Below are 16994 nucleotides of genomic sequence, written 5' to 3'. Positions count from 1 at the left end.
TTACCCAAGTCAGGGCGCCATACCGAGTGATGATGAGCGATACATTGCGTATTTCGATTCACTCGGTTCGAGCATGCAGCAGTACATGATAAAGCCCGGCGAGTAGTCACAAATCTCGGGATCTAACAAGCCGCCTTTGGGTGGCTTTTTGCATTTAGGTCGGGCGCAGTGGTGCCCAAAGGGAAACCAATGGCAGAACCAACATCGGGCGCCGTGGCGGCCGCAGTGGCCGTGGTGGTGAAGGTACTTCCGGGGGCTGTCGGATCGCTGATTGCGCTCCGATTCATCGGTGAAGGGCTGACGAAGAAACAAAAAGCGGCGTCGTTCGCGGCCGGTGCGGCGATGTCCTACTACCTCAGTCCGTTGCTCGTGATGTATTTCGCGATCACGGACGCCGGCGCGCAGCAGGCCTTTGGCTTCTTGATGGGGCTGTTCGGTCTTGCGCTTGCAAAGGAAGTCTTCAAGGAAATCAACGATGCCGATCTGATCGGGGCTCTCAAGCGGCGACTTTTCGGAGGGCTCGAAAAATGATCTGGGTGTGGGTGTTCTTCATTGCGAACGTCATCGTGCTGGCCGGATGCATTTGGCTCGCACTGAGCGACGCCATCAAAACGGGTCTCTGGGGGACGACGGGCTTTTCGGCTATCGGCCTAGCGTCTGTCGGAAATCTCTTCAAACCCTTCTGGATGCGCCATGCGATCGACGGTCCCGAGGTTCTGATGTTGGTCGGGCTTGCGATTGTGTCTATTTGGTTGATGGCGCGGAAGGTGTATTGGATGAGTAAGGGGAGGGGGCATGGCTCGCATTGACGTGGTCACGGCAGGCGGACAGAACGTGTGCGCGTTCCTCGACATGCTGGGGTGGTCCGAATTCACGTCACGCATTTCCGGTTCGGACGATGGCTACAACGTGATCGTCGGTGGCGATCTGTTCCGCAGTTACGCGGACCATCCGAGAAAATCGGTCTGGATCAAGCGTTTTAACGTGTGGTCGACGGCGGCGGGCCGATACCAACTGCTATCGCGATACTACGACGTGTACAAGCGGCAGTTGGGGCTTACGGACTTCTCGCCGGTCAGCCAGGACAACATCGCGATCCAGCAGATTCGCGAGCGAGGCGCGCTTGCCGACATCAAGTCTGGAAGGATTGAGTCGGCGATTTCGAAGTGCCGGAACATCTGGGCGAGTCTTCCGGGTGCCGGTTACGGCCAGGTGGAGCACGATCTGGAACCGCTGCTTCAGCAGTACGTGAAGGCCGGAGGTGCAATGTGACCTGGCTCGATCCTCGCCTGTGGGGCGGACTGCTGCTCGCCGTGGTGCTGGCAGCCGGAGGCGGCTATTGGAAGGGGCATCACGACGCCGATCAGTCGGCAACGGTCGCAGCTCAAACGAACCAGATCAACGACCTCACTGCCGCCAACAACCTTTATCGCCAGACGACGCAAACGCTGGCCGGGATATCGATCGATGCAAAAAAATCTGCTGATGCGGCGAATGCTGCCGCTCGTGCTTCTGACGTCGTTGCTGATGGGTTGCGCAAGCAACTCGGCCAGTATGTCGCCGCAGCGCGACATTCCCCCGCTGCCAGCGGAAGCACGCCAGCCGGTGGGGGAGCAGATCCCCTCGATCTGCTCGCAGGGCTGTTCACCAGGGCTGACCAAGCTGCGGGAGAGCTCGCTAAATTCGCTGACGCTGCCCACATTGCAGGACTCGCCTGCGAGCGAAGCTACGACGCGCTAACCGGTAAAGCACAAGTCTTACCCCATGGCAATCCGATGTAATGAGCGGAAAGCATGTGATAAAGTTCGCCTTTTGCACGGTGTCCTAAAGAAAATGCAACATGTGCCAGGGGCACCCACTCCCCCAAAAGACCAGATAGCCCCGCTGACATCGCTTCGATTCTTCGCCGCCTTCTTCGTAGTTATCTACCACCTTCAGGGCAACGTGATCCCGATGGGATCCATGAATCAGCTTGCCCTCGGGGTGTCATTTTTCTTCGTGCTGTCCGGGTTCATCTTGTCGACCGTCTACCCGGACACGTCCAAGATTTCTCTGCCGAAGTTCTACGTGAGCCGACTGGCCCGATTGTGGCCGGTGCATGCGCTGTGCTTCGCGGTGGTGGTGTATCTCTATGATCCCGGGATGCTCACAAATGAATTCTGGCAACCCAAGCTGCTTACCAATTTGCTGATGCTTCACGCATGGATTCCTCAGGCGGGGTACGTCTTTTCGCTGAATTCCGTGTCGTGGAGCATTTCCGTCGAGCTTGGCTTCTATCTGATATTCCCGGTGCTGGCGGCATCGAAGCGCCTCGGCACTGTCTTCGTGATCGCCGGGATCCTGGTGATGATCATGATTTTCCAGCTTGAATTCAACGATGCAACGGCATCGTCTGATGACCCGTGGAAGTTCTCGGCAATACTGTTGGTGGCCCAAAGCCCATTCACGCGCGTATTTGAGTTTATTGTTGGCATGTGGGCAGCGCGGATCTATCGGGAAAAGCGGTTTTTCGGCTTTGTGAAGGCAAACGCGAACCCCTTAGAGGTTGCTTCGATATTCCTATTGCTTGCCTACTGTATCGCGTCACGCCACATTGTCGCCAACATTCTCGCGGAAGGTTTTCAGGCGTTTGGGAATTGGTTCGATGTTGCTGGGGGCGTTTTCTGTTTTGCGATTCTCATCTTTGTATTTGCGCATTCGGCAGGTGTGTTGAGCAAGTTTCTATCGCACAGGATCCTGTTATTCCTTGGTGAGTCGAGTTTTACTCTCTACATGGTCCACCAGATCATCATCAAGTACGCCGAGATTCAGGGGTGGACGAAACTGCTGTCTTGGCCGAAAACGTTGCTCCTGATTTGTGCGGCAATCGCTATCACGACCGTGGTCGTGCACGTTCTTTGGGAGCGACCAATGCGCTGGCTGATCGTGAACGGCTATGCGGCGCTGGCAAACCGGATGAGCGTGATAAAGCGTCTGATGGTGTCAGAGGGACCGCACGCGTAACGCCTACTCTTTCGTTTTCCATCCGCCGTGATTGTCCGGCCCGTCCCAGCGCGGATGAGGTCTCTCGATGTCCATAGCGCCATGCTCCACTGGCTCATAGGTCGCGGACGGGTGGAACCGCGCGAACCACGCTCGTGCTGACTCGGCATCCATGCGGTGCCGGGGCTGTTTCCAGCGCTTCGAGCCGGACAGTCGGTAGTGGTACACGTGGATCCTACACATTAGAATCCATTGATCTCGGTCGTCTTAGCACGTTTTTGTGATATAAATTAGTTTGTCTAAAAATAATGTGAAAGATAATTCAGCGGGGACATTGAAAGTGCGCGTGTTGTTACTTTGCGGGGCCATCGCAGCTGTTTTCGGAATCGCTCATGCCGGTCCGGTCAAAAAGACTACCCCTATCTGCAATGGCCATACATCTCTCTTGACTAGTTGGGTTTGCGGTGAAGGCGACGAATATTGCTACCTATGGGGGATCGACGCATCTCGGTCCGGCAAGTGGGGGGAATCGAGCATTTTCGTGATCGAAGGGCCGAATGGCGTGAACCGAGTGGGATACGAGGAAGCATGCAAGAATGGGCGCTGCTCGCACCCTGAATATTCCCTTTGCGCAACACCAGTCGACTATGGCCAGCATCCCAGCCGTCTGCAAGTTCTCCTGAAGCATTGAATTCGCAAAGATAATTCACGCGAGCATGAACATATAAAAGCTCATTCGAGTTATCTTTGCTTGCGTCCCCGTCTTCCGGCTTCATCGGTCATGGCGTCTACCTGCATAGCGAATAAAATTCAAATATTGCAAATGCAGGTAAAGGCGATCATTGGTCGATGGCGCCACGAATGTGCGGCAGGTCTCCCCTTGATTCACGGTTTTCCCCAAGCGCTGACTTCAGCCATTCAAGTGCGATGAGCGTGCCGCCGACTTCCTCGCGCCATGCCTGATTGATGATGGGGTAAAGCGTCTCCACCCTCCGGATCACTGCCTCTTTCCGTCGAACTTGCTCCCGCCGGAATACCAGCTCCTCAAGCGCCTGGCGCACACCTGGATCCTTGTTGGTGAGCCATAGGCTACGCAACTGATCGATCGTCAGGTCGGACGGACGCGGATGTAACGGCACGACGGCCTCCCTCGTGGTGCTGGTGAGGGAGGTAAACTATCATGAGATACTGTATAAAAACACAGTATTTCGCGGCGAGAAATTTTGTCCTATCTTTCGAATGCAGTCCGCCGGGATGAGTTGCCAGCGAGATTGTTTTGTCATCATCGAAGGCATATTGCCATAGCTGGCAGGGGCCACAACAGGTAGAGGACTGGCCTGCCGGAAGATATATGCGAGGGGTGAATTTGAATGGCAGCGGTCAGGTCGTTTTCCTATAAAGGCTTCCGAATTCTCTGTACGGTCATGCCAGCACCCGGTGGGAAGGTTCGAGGGATGGCTGAAATTCTGAGGGCCGCAGATGGTTTATCGCGCGACCAACACGTGACCCAGACGGGCGAGACGGTATACGACGAGGAACGGAACGCGCTTGAATCTATCGGGCTACTCGCCAAAAGCTGGGTGGATGGCCAGTGAAGGACAATCTCTCAATCGCGGTATACCGGTCGACATGAGGAAGATATGAAGACTGTCGTGATGCAAGCGAACCTCGACGAGACAGTGGACCTCGTTAGGAAATTCGCGCACGATGAATTTGCCCGAGCAATTGGCGTCGAGGAGCCTTCCGAGCAGGACGTGCGCGGCCTCATTCTTGATCGATTGCGATCGATGCAATTTCAGGAAATGGAGCCTGAAGACGAACAAACGGCGAAGCGCGTTTTCGACTGCGTATACGTCGTCCCGAGACGTGGCCATATCGAAGGATCGCCGGTCATCGAAGCGCGCTTGCTTGTCATGCCGGATGCCCGCTACGCGCAGAAATCCTACATCCAGATATCCGAATAAACGACGGCGGCACCGTTGGCTATGGGCCGCGGTTAAATCTACTTTCCCCGCCGGAACTTCGCCCATCTCGCGAGCGCTGCTTTGCGTGCTAGAGCGCTGCGCTCTTCTGACGACAGCTTTGCGACGCGAGCTTGCCCGCCGCTTCTAGAGATGTCCCTTCGCTGCTCTGGCGTTAGGGCAACAGCTCTCGCGTTGCCGCCATTCTTCGCCCGTTCCTTCATGGGTAGGTCCACTGCTAGTTGCGGTCTGGGTCACTATGATCGCCCCAGTCAATCCTTTCGATCAAGGAGAAGCAAAAATCGAGGGAGAACGCGTTGCTTTTGGGGAAGCAGTCGCCCTCGTGGTGCTCGCGAGGGAGGTAAACTGCCATGAGCACTGCATAAAAAAACAGCAAAATGCTACTGTCGTAGAAATTCTTTGATGTCAATAGAAAAATACTATGGAGGTCGCCCGGGCGACAAAACAAATGTAGGGGTAGAATCGACTTCCGTTGTTTACCTTGTGGTAAATAACGATCACCATGTACGAGTATCTTGTGGGAACAAATGCTCCGAGGTGGTCACTAAGAGACTACAAGATAGTTACGTTTTGCTCCCGGAGAACACAATGTTGTACTTAGACGAAGTATCCAAGCTTCGTTCCTTCGGACAATTCGTGGGGTTCGAAGCAGCTCGTAGTGTCGACTTGCTCAAAGCGATCGATGACACCATTTATGCCTGCGTCCAACTGCGCAGAATGATGGGGCAATTTACCGGCGAAGCTGGTGAATACGTGCAGTCACTGAAACGCACAGATCACTCCGTAGACAAGGACGGTGAGGGTTTGGCAGAGCTTGAGCGTGCACGCGACGCAATTCAAGAACTTTACGAAATTCAACAGCGCAAACGAGCGGCAGCGTGTGCTGATGGGCGCCTCCATGCGGAGGATGGTGTGGTCGAGGCGTATGATCAACTGCTCGATGGGATCGCCGCCACTCATACCGCATTGAATGATCTTTGCTGGGCGCTCGGCGAGCACGAGTCCGATTTTGACGATGTGCTCGAAGGAGAGTTTACTTCCGCAGATGAGTTGATCGGAGCCCTGCGAGGATAAATTGCCGATCACGTCAGTGCGCCGCAAGAAGCGCTTTCAAAAAGAATATGACGATCTGACGCCCGACATGAAACAGGAGGTCGACGATGCATTGCGCGACCTCCTGTCTAACCCTATCCCTGCGCGTCGGCGCTTTCATTCGCTTGAGGGTTACCGTAACCCGAGACTCTTCACTATTGATGTGACTGGTAACAAGTCGCACAAAGTCTCCCTCGAAATTGACGGCACCGTGGCGACGTTGCGGCGTATCGCCACTCACAAAGAAATTGACCGAGCACCGTGAAAGCTCGTCTCATGTACGAACAATCGTGCATCTAGCCTATAGTTGTTCAATGACTTTTGCGATGTTGCCACATCGCTGCAACCTCCTTCTGCATAGTCTCTTCTTTCCTGGTGCTGGTTAGGGAGATGAGCTAGCACAGAACAGGGTTTTCTAAAGTCTATTTCAGTTGACCTTCATGAGCGACGGAGTCGCCTATGTTAACTGTTGTGTGGCCCGAGGGCTGCTCAGATGTAATTGAGGAAGGTCTCAGGGCGGGTGATGTGATTGCGCCATACGTCTTTGCTCCGCCCACGCAAAACGCGGCAAAGCCGGAAAGCGCTATGCAGATTACCAATATGTTAAATATGGTTCCGGCAGTTCTCCATCGCGACTCGGAAGTATCCAGTGGGGAGCGCGCGTAACAGTATTGCGAAAAGTACCGAAAGCCTGTAGCTAAACCTACTGCGCCCATTCCTGTAACGAAGCATGCAAGGCCAACGCCAGCGGATGCCAGAAGTGGATCGCCCGCGAGCGATTGCCCTTTGGTTATTGCGTTACCACAGAACGCCAGTAACGCCGCGGCTGCCCCACCGTTGATAAGCATAAGGGCCTTCAACGCGGTTTGTCCGGCTTCGATCACGGATTTGAACATTTCCACGTTCATCGCGGCCTTCGTGCTTACATCCACCTTCCATACTTCAAGATTATGCTCTGCGATCCGCACGGCCTCTTTTCCAGTTTCTGTTTCTCTGGCCACCGCAATATCCAGTCGCTGAGCTAAGTACTCCTCGAGCTTCTCTATGGGGAGCTGTTGAACACCCGTGGACTTGACCTGCGCTATATCGGTCTGGATTGCCTTAATTTCTTCTGATGCTTTCACATGCTCCCCCGAGGTTTTCTTGTCGTGTAGGTTGGTGAGAGCATACATCGGCTACCTGATGAGCAATGCGTGCGTTTCTCGGATGCGCAGCCTGCCACGTCTAGCGGAAATATTAGGCAATCGCCTAATATTAAGCTGTACGAATCAACAGATTGACTCCAACGAAAAAACCCGCACAGCCAATGACTGTGCGGGTTCAATTCTGGTCGGGGCGAGAGGATTTGAACCTCCGACCACCTGCACCCCATGCAGGTACGCTACCAGGCTGCGCTACGCCCCGTGAGAGATGCATCGCTAGGAAGCATCGCTCGAAAGAACGCGATTATAGCAGAGCTTTTCGCACGAAAGATAGGGGGCGTGCGCGTCGGACGCATCTTTTTTTCCTCCCGCCAATCGCTTGCCGCATCAACCCCTTGAATCGCTTCCGTTTTTCGCGCATGGCATCGCTCGCGCATCGCGTCGTTGAGCATTCGCCCGGTGTCCCACATCCATGATGGTTATTCCGGATGTCGTATTCGAAGGGCCTCACGATAATGGAAATCTGCCTATATCCATCGCCCATGAGGCTCGGAGACAAGCGATGCCGCACACCCAGGGATTCGGCGACGCACGCGACCTACTGCTCGCGCAGCGCGCCCACTACGACGTGGCGTACCGTGATTTCCGTTGGCCTGTCCTCACCCATTTCAACTGGGCGCTGGACTTCTTCGATCCACAAGCGCAAGGCAACGACACCCCGGCTCTCTGGGTCGTGGAAGAAGACGGACGCGAAGCGCGTCTGTCGTTCGCCGAAATGTCGGCACGCTCCAATCGCGTCGCGAACTTCCTGCGCGCACAGGGCGTGGCACGCGGTGACCGTGTCCTGCTCATGCTGCCCAATCAGGTCGAGCTCTGGGACCTCATGCTCGCGTGCATGAAGCTCGGCGCCGTCATGATTCCCGCCACCACGCTGCTCGTCGCCGGCGATCTCGCCGACCGGCTGGAGCGCGGCCGCGTGCGGCACGTCGTCACCACCGCGCGCGATGCCGTCAAGTTCGACGATCTGCCCGGCGACTATCGACGCATCGCGGTCGGCGATCATCCGCCCGACGGCTGGACGTCGCTCACGCCCGCCTATGAGGCACCCGAACCGTTTACGCCCGACGGTGTCACGCTCGCGACCGATCCGCTGTTGCTGTACTTCACCTCAGGCACGACATCGCGTCCCAAGCTCGTGCTCCATACGCATCAGAGTTACCCCGTCGGTCATCTCGCCACCATGTATTGGATCGGCCTTCAGCCGGGCGACGTGCACTGGAACATCAGCTCGCCGGGATGGGCGAAGCACGCATGGAGTTGCTTCTTCGCGCCATGGAATGCGGGCGCGACGATCTTCATCTACAACTTCTCGCGTTTCGACGCCCGCGCCGCGCTGGAGACGGCCGCCCGCTGCGAGGTGACGACGCTCTGCGCGCCGCCGACGGTCTGGCGCATGATGATTCAGGAAGATCTCGCCCGCCACCCAGTGAAGTTCCGCGAACTGATCGGTGCGGGCGAGCCGTTGAACCCCGAAGTCATCGATCAGGTGAGGCGGGCCTGGAATATCACTATTCGCGACGGCTACGGACAGACGGAAACCTGCTGCCAGATCGGCAACTCGCCGGGACAGACCGTGAAGGCGGGGGCGATGGGACGTCCGATGCCGGGCTACCGTGTCGTGCTGCTCGACCCGGAGGGTGCGGAAGCCGACGAAGGCGAAGTAGCGCTGGTGCTGTCGCCGCGTCCCACCGGGCTGATGCAAGGATACGAAGACGACAGCGAGAAAACTGCCTACGCGATGCGCGACGGCTACTACCACACCGGCGATGTCGCCATGCGCGACGACCGTGGCTATTTCACTTACGTCGGCCGGGCCGACGATGTCTTCAAAGCGTCCGACTATCGCATCAGCCCGTTCGAGCTGGAGAGTGAACTCATCAAGCATCCCGCCGTAGCGGAAGCCGGGGTTGTGCCCAGTCCCGATCCGTTGCGTCTGGCCGTGCCGAAGGCGTTCATCACGCTGCGTTCGGGCTTTCAGGCAGACGACAAACTCGCGCTCGATATCCTGCGTTTCTGTCGCGACCATCTCGCACCCTACAAGCGCATTCGTCGCATCGAATTCTGCGATTTACCAAAGACGATCTCGGGCAAGATCCGGCGCGTCGAACTCCGTCGTACGGAAGAGGGACGGAGTCTGGAGGCGCGTCGGGAAATGGAATTCTGGGACATCGATTTCGCCGATCTGAAGTAAGGCGTGGACGTCGCCAAGCCGCTTCAGCGCATGTGCTGGATCACAAGTTCGGCACCCAGCATGGCGAGGCCGACGAAGAAGCAGCGGCGGAACACCGGTGCGCTGACGCGGTTTCGCACCCACTGCCCGATGAACATGCCCCCCAGTGCGGGTGCCAGCGCCAGCAGCGACACGCCGATGGTCGGGCCGTGGAAGATGCCGTCGCGCGCCAGTCCGGCCGCCAGGGCAATCGTGGAGACGGTGAACGACAGGCCCATCGCCTGCACCAGATCGTCCTTGTCGAGATCGAGCGCCTGAACGAACGGCACACCCGGGATCACGAAGACGCCGGTCGCCGCCGTGACCAATCCCGTCGCCACGCCGACGACGCCGCCCACCGTGCCTTCGCGTCTGGCCGTCCAGTGTTTCGGCACATGCAGACGAACGGCCGCCAGTCCGAGCACGGAGTAAGCGAGCAACGCGACGCCCAGCGCCATCCCGGCGAGATTGCCACCGTTCGCCAGCCATCCGCTGCCCGCCCACGTGCCGAGGCAGATGCCAACCAGCATCGGCCACAGCCGCTTCGCCAGCGTGGCAAAGCGCGGCCCGGCCAGCAATTGCCATATGTTGGTGACGAGCGACGGGACGATGAGCATCGCCGCAGCTTCGGCCGTCGGCATGGCCAGTCCGAGCAGGCCAATGGCCACCGTCGGCAGGCCCAGCCCGATCACGCCTTTGACGAAACCTGCGAGCAGGAAGGTGACGAGACCCAGCGCGAGCAAGGGGAGGAGGTCGGTGAGGTGTTGAATATTCATCATGTCGCCAGTATCTGCGCGGTCTTTCGGGCCGCCAATGCGGCATTCGCGCAGGGGGACTCAGGCTGGCGCTGAGGCTAAGGCTGACGGTCCCGCCGAAGCTCACCCCAAGGCTCACGCCAAAGCGCATTCCGAAGCTCGCCCGGAAGCCGAAAAGCCCTACTGAGGTGGCGGCCGACGCGGTTTGGCGTTTTCAGTTATGCTCAGGCCAAATTCGCGCCGTGCCGCGCATCGGGCGCGTCCCCCGGAATCCAGATTCCGGCGGTCGTGCCGCTGTCGTCGGCACCCCGTAGACCTCCGTATGTCGTTCGACGTCGAACCCCACACCGATCATGACGCCTCGTCATGACGGGCTTCGGCGTCGACAGCCATGCCAAAGCAGTCCGCTTGCCCAGAGGGATGGAAGTTGGAAAACCAGAATCGTCAACACGAACACACCGCCGATGCCGCACTGCTCGACCAGCGTCTGGCGCTCATCATGCAACCCGCCCACCGCGACTTGCTCGGTCAGGGCTTGTCGGGCATCGAACGTGAGACGCTGCGCGTCGAAGGCGACGGCGAACTCGCGCTAACGCCGCACCCGCACGCGCTCGGCTCGGCCCTGACCAACGACGAAATCACCACCGATTACTCCGAAGCGCTGCTCGAATTCATCACGCCGCCGCAGCACGACGCCGCCGCCGTCATCGCCCGCCTCGACGAAATCCATCAGTTCGCCTATCGCAAGCTCGGCGCGGAATTGCTGTGGAGCGATTCGATGCCGCCCGCACTGCCGCCGGAAGACGTGATCCCGATTGCCGACTACGGCACCTCTCACATCGGTATGCTCAAGCATGTTTACCGCCGAGGCCTCGCGCTGCGATACGGCAAGCCGATGCAATGTATCGCCGGTATTCACTACAACTTCTCGCTGGCCGAGCCGGTGTGGGAACTGCTGCGTGAAGCCGAAGGGTCGAAGGACAGCGCACGCGATTATCAGTCGGCGCGCTATGTCGCCCTCATCCGCAATTTCCGCCGCTACAGCTGGCTGTTGATGTACCTGTTCGGTGCGTCGCCGGTGCTGCATGCCGAGTTCCTGCGTGGACGCAATCACGGCCTCGATTCGTTCGACGAAGGCACGCTCGGCCTGCCGTACGCGACCAGCCTGCGCATGAGCGACCTCGGTTATCAGAACAGTGCGCAGTCGGAAGTCTCGCCTTGCTACGACTGCCTGCCGAGCTACATCGACGCGCTCACGCAAGCCGTCAGCCAGCCGCATCCGGCTTACGAGGCGCTGGGCACGAAGCGCGACGGCGAGTGGATTCAGCTCTCGACGAACCTGCTGCAAATCGAAAACGAGTTCTACGCGACGATTCGCCCGAAGCGGGTGACGTACAGCGGCGAGCGTCCGGTGCAGGCGCTGGCGCGCCGTGGGGTGCAATACGTCGAAGTGCGTTGTATCGACATCGACCCGTTCCAGCCCGTGGGCATCGACGTCGACACCGCGCGGTTCATCGACGCCTTCCTGCTGTTCTGCGCGTTCGAGAATAGCCCGTCGTGCTCGAACGCCGAGAACATGGAGAATCGCGACAACTTCGCGCACGTCGTCAAGGAAGGCCGCAAGCCCGGGCTTGTCCTGCATCGCGGGGGTGAAGCGATCACGTTGTTCGATTGGGCCGAAGATCTGCTCGATCGCATCGACCGCACGGCCGCAGCTTTCGACGCGCAACGCGGCGGCGGGCACTATGCGCACTCGATGGCGCTGCAACGCGCGAAGGTGCAGGACGTGACGCTCACGCCGTCCGCCCGCGTAATGGCGGCGCTCGAGCCGCTGCGCGGCACGAAGGGCGGCGCGTTTCAGGCGTTCGCACTGGATCAGAGCAAGCGTCACGCACAGACGCTGCGCGACATGCCGCTCGATCCGGCAGTCGTCGATCACTTCGAGACGCTGGCCCGTAAATCGCTCGACACGCAGGCCGAACTCGAACGTACGCAGGTCGGCGACTTCGACGCATTCGTCGCTGCTTATCGGGCTGGCACGCTGGGTACCGTGACGGTTTGACGCTGCGCGTTGCCGCATGAAAAAAGCGCCTTTCGGGGCGCTTTTTTTCTGTCGGCTTCGTTGGGTTCCCGCTATCCCAATACGCCCAGTTGCCACGCGAAAAATACCGCCAGCCCCGCGCCGATGGTGAGCAATTGATGGCGTGTCGCCGCACAGACGGCGATGGCGACGAGGGCCGCCACGAGTTGTGGATTGCGCCACGTCAGTTCGAGCCCGTTGCCATGTGGGGCTAACGTCATCGGCACGATGATCGCCGTGAGCACCGTCACCGGGACGAACGACAACGCCTCGCGCAACCATTCCGGGAACCGCACACGGTCGCCCAGCACGAAGATGCCCGCCTTGACCGCGAACGTCACCGTCGCCATGCCGAGAATCGCCAGGACGTAGTTCATTGAGCACCTCGCGTCGACGTGGGTTGCGCTCCGCCGCAGCGCTTCGCATGCAGCGCCAGCATGCCTGCCGCGATGCCCAGCGTCACAGCGACCAGCAAGCCGAGCTTATAGGGCAGCGACTGACAAAGATACGCCGCCGTGCCCGCGACGACCGTCGCCACGGCCCACGGCACGCGCGCCATCTGCGGCACGATGATGGCGATAAAGGTCGCGACCATCGCGAAGTCGAGGCCCAGCGTTTGCAGACGCGGAAACGCAGCGCCGAACAACAGGCCCGCGAGCGTCCACACTTGCCAGTTCACGTACATCGACAGCGCGGAGCCGAGGAAGTACCAGTGGCCCATCGGATCGTCGGGATGACGGTGGAAGTGGCTGCTCGTCACGGCGAACGTCTCGTCCGTCAACAGGAATCCCAACAGCGCGCGCCAGCGCAGGTTCAGATGCTTCACGTGCGGCAGCAGGTTCGCGGCATACAGCATGTGGCGCAGGTTGACGATGAACGTCGTCGCCCACAGCACGGCGTAGCCTACGCCCGTCGCAAAAAGCCCTGCGGCAATGAACTGGCTCGACCCCGCGAATACGGTGAGCGACATCAACTGACCGTGCCAGAGTGCTAGCGGCGTGGTGGCGACCAGCGCGCCGAAGATCAGGCCGAACGGGGCCGCGCCGACGATCATCGGCAACGTGTCGCGGGCGCCTGCGGCAAAGCTTGCCGTGCGGGACAGAACCGGCATGGTGAGACGTTCCTGTGGGTTGAGGTGCGGGGTCGAAGGAAAAACGGCAGAAGGGGCATTAGACGCCCCGAGCATAACGTTTTGCACCGCGTGTCGGCTTGTACGTTCTTGCGCTTGGCGTCGCGTCGAACGATAGGACGTCCGACGCAAAAACGGCCACCGTTCGGTGGCCGTCATTGGCAAAGGCTTGCGGTGACTAATGGAGACTAGCGGAGGCTTAAGGATGCTTGAACATGTCCAGAATCCGGGCCTTTTCGCTAGCATCCGTGCCGCCCGGCGAGGGCGGTTGCGCGGCGGCTGGCGGCGGGGCGGCAGGCGAGGGTGAGCCGTTGCCGAAGAACGGCAGCGAGAAGCCGCCGCTGTTGTCGTCGATGCCGATACTCGCCACAAACCCGTTGCCCGGCAGCTTGTCCGTCTCGTACAGCTCGCCGTTCACCACGCTCACGCCCTCAGGCATGGCCATCTGCTGTTGCGGCACGCCGTTCAGCGCGACGCCCATGTACTTGGTCCACACCGGCAGCGCCAGTTGCGCACCGAATTCGCGGCTGCCCAGCGTCTTCGGCTGATCGAAGCCGATCCACGCAACGGCCACGAGCGAGTGCTGATAGCCAGCGAACCAGCCATCCAGCGCGTCGTTGGTCGTGCCCGTCTTGCCAGCCAGATCGGCGCGCTTGAGCACGTTCGTGCCGGAGCCCGTTCCGCGCTGCGCCACCGTTTGCAGCAGGCTGTTCATGATGTACGCGTTCGGCGCGGAAATCGCACGTGCTGCGTTCACACCTGCCACGACCGGCGTCGCCTTGTTAAGGACGTTGCCGCGTGCATCGCGAATCTCGCTGATGAGATACGGCGCGACACGGTAGCCGCCATTCGCGAACACCGCATAGGCACCGGCGAGTTGCAGCGGCGTCGTCTGTCCGGCACCCAGCGCCATCGGCAGATACGGCGGCACCTTGTCCGCGTCGAAGCCGAAACGCGTGGCGTAATCCTGCGTGTATTGCGTGCCAGCGAATTGCAGCAGACGAATCGCCACGAGGTTCTTGGAGCGTTGCAGGCCTTCGCGTACGGTCATCGGACCGCTGAAGGCGTCGTCGTCGTGCGGATCCCATGCCTGACCGCCGGTCTGTGCGGGGGGCAGGTTCAACGGGCCGTCCATCACCATCGTGGCGGGGCTCACACCCTTCTCGATCGCTGCCGAATACACGACCGGCTTGAAGGTCGAGCCCGGCTGACGCCATGCTTGCGTCGCGCGGTTGAACTTGCTCTGATTGAAGTCGAAGCCGCCGATCAGGGCGCGAATCGCGCCATCGTCCGGCGAGAGCGAGACGAGTGAGCCTTGCACTTCGGGCAGTTGCGAGATGCGCCATTTGCCGCGCGCGTCCTTCATCACGCGGATGATCGAGCCGGGGCGGATGCGAACCTTCTCGCTGGCTTTCGCCGAGAGTGCCGACGCCGCGAAACCGATGCCGTCGCCGTTGATCACGGCGGCGTCGCCCGAGAGGGGAACCGCTGTCACTTGCGAGCTGCTTGCGGCCACGACCACAGCGGCCACGAGGTCGCCGTTATCCGGGTGTTCGAGCAGCGTGTCTTCGATCAGTTGCTGACGATCGGGCATGGCCGCTGGCAATTCCACGAAACCTTCCGGGCCGCGATAGCTATGGCGACGCTCGTAATCGAGCACGCCCGCGCGAACGGCTTCGTAAGCGGCCTGCTGCTTCTTGGAGTCGAGCGTGGTGATGACGGTCAGGCCGCGCGTGTAGGCGTCGTCCTTATATTCGTCGTACACCGCCTGACGCACCATTTCCGCCACGTATTCGGCGTGGACGTTGTACTCGTTGCCGGACGTGCGCGTGCGGATCGGCTCATGCAGGGCGTCTTCGTACTGATTGCGCGAGATGTAGCCCAGATCGAGCATGCGCTTGAGGATGTATTCCTGACGAATCTTTGCGCGCTTCGGGTTGACGATCGGGTTGTAAGCGGACGGGGCCTTGGGCAGACCGGCCAGCATGGCGGCTTCGCCAAGCGTGATGTCCTTGAGGTCCTTGCCGAAATAGATGCGCGCGGCACTGGCGAAGCCGTAAGCGCGCTGTCCCAGATAGATCTGGTTCATGTACAGCTCGAGAATCTTGTCCTTCGACAGCGCGGACTCGATCTTGTACGCGAGCAGCATTTCGTAAATCTTGCGGGTCGCGGTCTTCTCTCGCGAGAGGAAGAAGTTACGTGCGACCTGCATGGTGATGGTGCTGGCACCCTGTGCCGCACCGCCGTGCATCACGTCGGAAACCCCCGCGCGCAGAATGCCGATGAAGTCGACGCCGCCGTGATCGTAGAAGCGGTAATCCTCGATCGCGAGGACTGCCTTCTTCATGACATCCGGAATCTGATCGATGGTCACCAGACTGCGTCGCTCTTCGCCGAATTCTCCGATCAGCACGTTATCGGACGTGTAGACCCGCAGCGGCACCTTGGGCCGGTAGTCGGTGATGACGTCGAGCGCGGGCAGGTTGGGGCGCATGACGATCAGCGCGTAGCCGACGATCAGGGCCGCGACGACGGCCAACCCTGCTAGCGTGGCAAGGATGACGGCAAGCGTGCCGAATCCGCGCTGACCCTGCGGGCGACGGTGGGGTGAAGGCGAGGCGGCGTGCGATGACTGCGCCTGAGGCGTGATGACGGGGGACTTACGGTGCGCGCGATGCGACGGCGCACGAGGCGGCAAACAATGCTTCAAGGACATACCCAACGAAGAATGCAGGATGGGAACAGGCCGGCCGGCCTAGCGCTGCGTGGATCCCCGCCGCGCGGCGAAATCGGTGCAGTATGCCACGCCCGGGGCGACACCCCCAAAAAAGTGGGAGGGGGGCGCTGCGCGGCAAACGGCAAAGGGTTAGAGCGACGTGCGCGTGCGGCGTTCGCCCAAGCGGTATGGCGTACGCTCAGCGACGCGCTTCGGTCGCCATGCGCAGCGCCAGTGCGCCGAGCATGCCGCCCATGAGCCAGCGCTGGATGCGCAGCCATGCAGGGCGTTGACCGAGAAAACGCGAGATGGAGCCAGCCGACAGCGCGACCGAGGCGTTCACCGCCACGCTTACCACGATCTGCGTGAGGCCCAGCACCAGCGACTGCGTCAGCACGCTGCCATGGTCCGGATGCACGAACTGGGGCAGCAGCGCCAGATACAGCATCGCAATCTTCGGGTTGAGCACGGACGTGAACAGGCCCATCGTGAACAGACGCCGGTTGCTGTCTTTGGGCAGCGTCGTCACTTCGAACGGCGAACGGCCACCCGGCTTGAGCGCTTGCCAGCAAAGCCACAGCAGGTACAGGGCACCGCCAAAGCGCAGCACGTCGTACGCATACGGCACGGCGAAGAGCAGGGCCGTGATACCGAAGGCGGCGCACAACATGTAGACGATGAAGCCAACCGCCACGCCGCCCAGCGACACGAGGCCGGCGGCCGGTCCCTGACACAGCGAGCGCGAGATCAGATACATCATGTTCGGCCCTGGCGTCAGGGCCATGCCGAAGGCGACCAGCGCGAAGGCCAGCCAGGTGGAGAGTGCGGGCATGGTTGTGGTGGCTGG

17 protein-coding genes and 1 tRNA gene are annotated in these 16994 nt (G+C 59.9%); 10 read left to right on the top strand and 8 right to left on the bottom strand.

Annotation, left to right across the window (positions count from 1 at the left end; translation table 11 throughout):
* The first annotated feature begins 189 nt into the window (after positions 1 to 189).
* Genes PCO31010_RS03865 through PCO31010_RS03845 form a run of 5 tightly spaced genes read left to right on the top strand, consistent with a single transcriptional unit; the run spans position 190 to position 3003 of the window.
* The gene (locus tag PCO31010_RS03865) at positions 190 to 531 is read left to right on the top strand and encodes a holin (protein WP_150663045.1); all 342 of its coding nucleotides are present in this window, start codon (positions 190 to 192) and stop codon (positions 529 to 531) included.
* Positions 528 to 809 (top strand): holin, encoded by a 282-nt coding sequence (locus PCO31010_RS03860; protein ID WP_246184429.1) that lies wholly within the window; start codon positions 528 to 530, stop codon positions 807 to 809. The genes PCO31010_RS03865 and PCO31010_RS03860 overlap by 4 nt, the downstream gene beginning before the upstream one ends.
* Positions 796 to 1272 (top strand): glycoside hydrolase family 24 protein, encoded by a 477-nt coding sequence (locus tag PCO31010_RS03855; protein ID WP_150663044.1) that lies wholly within the window; start codon positions 796 to 798, stop codon positions 1270 to 1272. The genes PCO31010_RS03860 and PCO31010_RS03855 overlap by 14 nt, the downstream gene beginning before the upstream one ends.
* Positions 1269 to 1781 carry a DUF2514 family protein gene (locus PCO31010_RS03850; RefSeq protein ID WP_150663043.1) on the top strand — a complete coding sequence of 171 codons (513 nt, stop codon included), beginning with the start codon at positions 1269 to 1271 and terminating at the stop codon, positions 1779 to 1781. Before PCO31010_RS03855 ends, PCO31010_RS03850 begins: the two co-directional genes overlap by 4 nt.
* A complete protein-coding gene (locus PCO31010_RS03845) occupies positions 1765 to 3003 on the top strand; it encodes an acyltransferase family protein (RefSeq protein ID WP_150663042.1) in 1239 nt (412 codons plus the stop codon). The genes PCO31010_RS03850 and PCO31010_RS03845 overlap by 17 nt, the downstream gene beginning before the upstream one ends.
* Before the next feature lie 818 nt (positions 3004 to 3821).
* Here PCO31010_RS03845 and PCO31010_RS03840 read toward each other — a convergent pair.
* Positions 3822 to 4121 (bottom strand): hypothetical protein, encoded by a 300-nt coding sequence (locus PCO31010_RS03840; RefSeq protein ID WP_150663041.1) that lies wholly within the window; start codon positions 4119 to 4121, stop codon positions 3822 to 3824.
* A 501-nt stretch (positions 4122 to 4622) separates the two neighbouring features.
* Here PCO31010_RS03840 and PCO31010_RS03835 point away from each other — a divergent pair.
* From PCO31010_RS03835 to PCO31010_RS03825, 3 genes are all read left to right on the top strand, one after another.
* Positions 4623 to 4946: a hypothetical protein gene (locus tag PCO31010_RS03835; RefSeq protein WP_150663040.1), complete on the top strand. Its 324-nt coding sequence runs from the start codon at positions 4623 to 4625 to the stop codon at positions 4944 to 4946.
* 606 nt (positions 4947 to 5552) lie between these two features.
* The gene (locus tag PCO31010_RS03830; RefSeq protein ID WP_150663039.1) at positions 5553 to 6038 is read left to right on the top strand and encodes a hypothetical protein; all 486 of its coding nucleotides are present in this window, start codon (positions 5553 to 5555) and stop codon (positions 6036 to 6038) included.
* Positions 6039 to 6054: 16 nt separating this feature from the next.
* Positions 6055 to 6321 (top strand): hypothetical protein, encoded by a 267-nt coding sequence (locus PCO31010_RS03825; protein WP_150663038.1) that lies wholly within the window; start codon positions 6055 to 6057, stop codon positions 6319 to 6321.
* A gap of 157 nt (positions 6322 to 6478) precedes the next feature.
* On the opposite strand, the gene PCO31010_RS03820 is transcribed toward PCO31010_RS03825, so the two are convergent.
* Positions 6479 to 7228, bottom strand: a complete 750-nt coding sequence (locus PCO31010_RS03820; RefSeq protein ID WP_150663037.1) for a hypothetical protein — start codon at positions 7226 to 7228, stop codon at positions 6479 to 6481.
* A 155-nt stretch (positions 7229 to 7383) separates the two neighbouring features.
* Positions 7384 to 7460: transfer RNA gene (locus PCO31010_RS03815), tRNA-Pro, on the bottom strand.
* A 300-nt stretch (positions 7461 to 7760) separates the two neighbouring features.
* Here PCO31010_RS03815 and PCO31010_RS03810 point away from each other — a divergent pair.
* Positions 7761 to 9449, top strand: coding sequence for an AMP-binding protein (locus tag PCO31010_RS03810; protein WP_150663036.1), 1689 nt, complete (start codon positions 7761 to 7763; stop codon positions 9447 to 9449).
* A gap of 23 nt (positions 9450 to 9472) precedes the next feature.
* On the opposite strand, the gene PCO31010_RS03805 is transcribed toward PCO31010_RS03810, so the two are convergent.
* Entirely contained in the window at positions 9473 to 10246 is a 774-nt protein-coding gene (locus tag PCO31010_RS03805; RefSeq protein WP_150663035.1) for a sulfite exporter TauE/SafE family protein, read from the bottom strand.
* A gap of 367 nt (positions 10247 to 10613) precedes the next feature.
* On the opposite strand from PCO31010_RS03805, the gene gshA reads away from it, so the two are divergent.
* Entirely contained in the window at positions 10614 to 12284 is a 1671-nt protein-coding gene (gene gshA, locus PCO31010_RS03800; protein ID WP_281357698.1) for a glutamate--cysteine ligase, read from the top strand.
* A 71-nt stretch (positions 12285 to 12355) separates the two neighbouring features.
* Here the strand turns inward: gshA and PCO31010_RS03795 are convergent, their stop codons facing one another.
* From PCO31010_RS03795 to PCO31010_RS03780, 4 genes are all read right to left on the bottom strand, one after another.
* Positions 12356 to 12679, bottom strand: a complete 324-nt coding sequence (locus PCO31010_RS03795; RefSeq protein ID WP_046292276.1) for an AzlD domain-containing protein — start codon at positions 12677 to 12679, stop codon at positions 12356 to 12358.
* On the bottom strand, positions 12676 to 13413 hold the full coding sequence (locus tag PCO31010_RS03790) for an AzlC family ABC transporter permease (protein ID WP_150663034.1): 738 nt from the start codon (positions 13411 to 13413) through the stop codon (positions 12676 to 12678). The genes PCO31010_RS03795 and PCO31010_RS03790 overlap by 4 nt, the downstream gene beginning before the upstream one ends.
* Before the next feature lie 217 nt (positions 13414 to 13630).
* Positions 13631 to 16129, bottom strand: coding sequence for a penicillin-binding protein 1A (locus PCO31010_RS03785; protein ID WP_425494996.1), 2499 nt, complete (start codon positions 16127 to 16129; stop codon positions 13631 to 13633).
* Positions 16130 to 16346: 217 nt separating this feature from the next.
* Complete coding sequence (locus tag PCO31010_RS03780; protein ID WP_150663033.1) at positions 16347 to 16979, bottom strand: LysE family translocator; 633 nt, start codon at positions 16977 to 16979, stop codon at positions 16347 to 16349.
* Positions 16980 to 16994: the final 15 nt, after the last annotated feature.

Origin of the sequence: Pandoraea commovens, assembly GCF_902459615.1 — a bacterium.
Lineage (GTDB): Bacteria > Pseudomonadota > Gammaproteobacteria > Burkholderiales > Burkholderiaceae > Pandoraea > Pandoraea commovens.
Note: the sequence above shows the minus strand (reverse complement) of the source record. Positions and strands in the feature narration are given on the sequence as shown.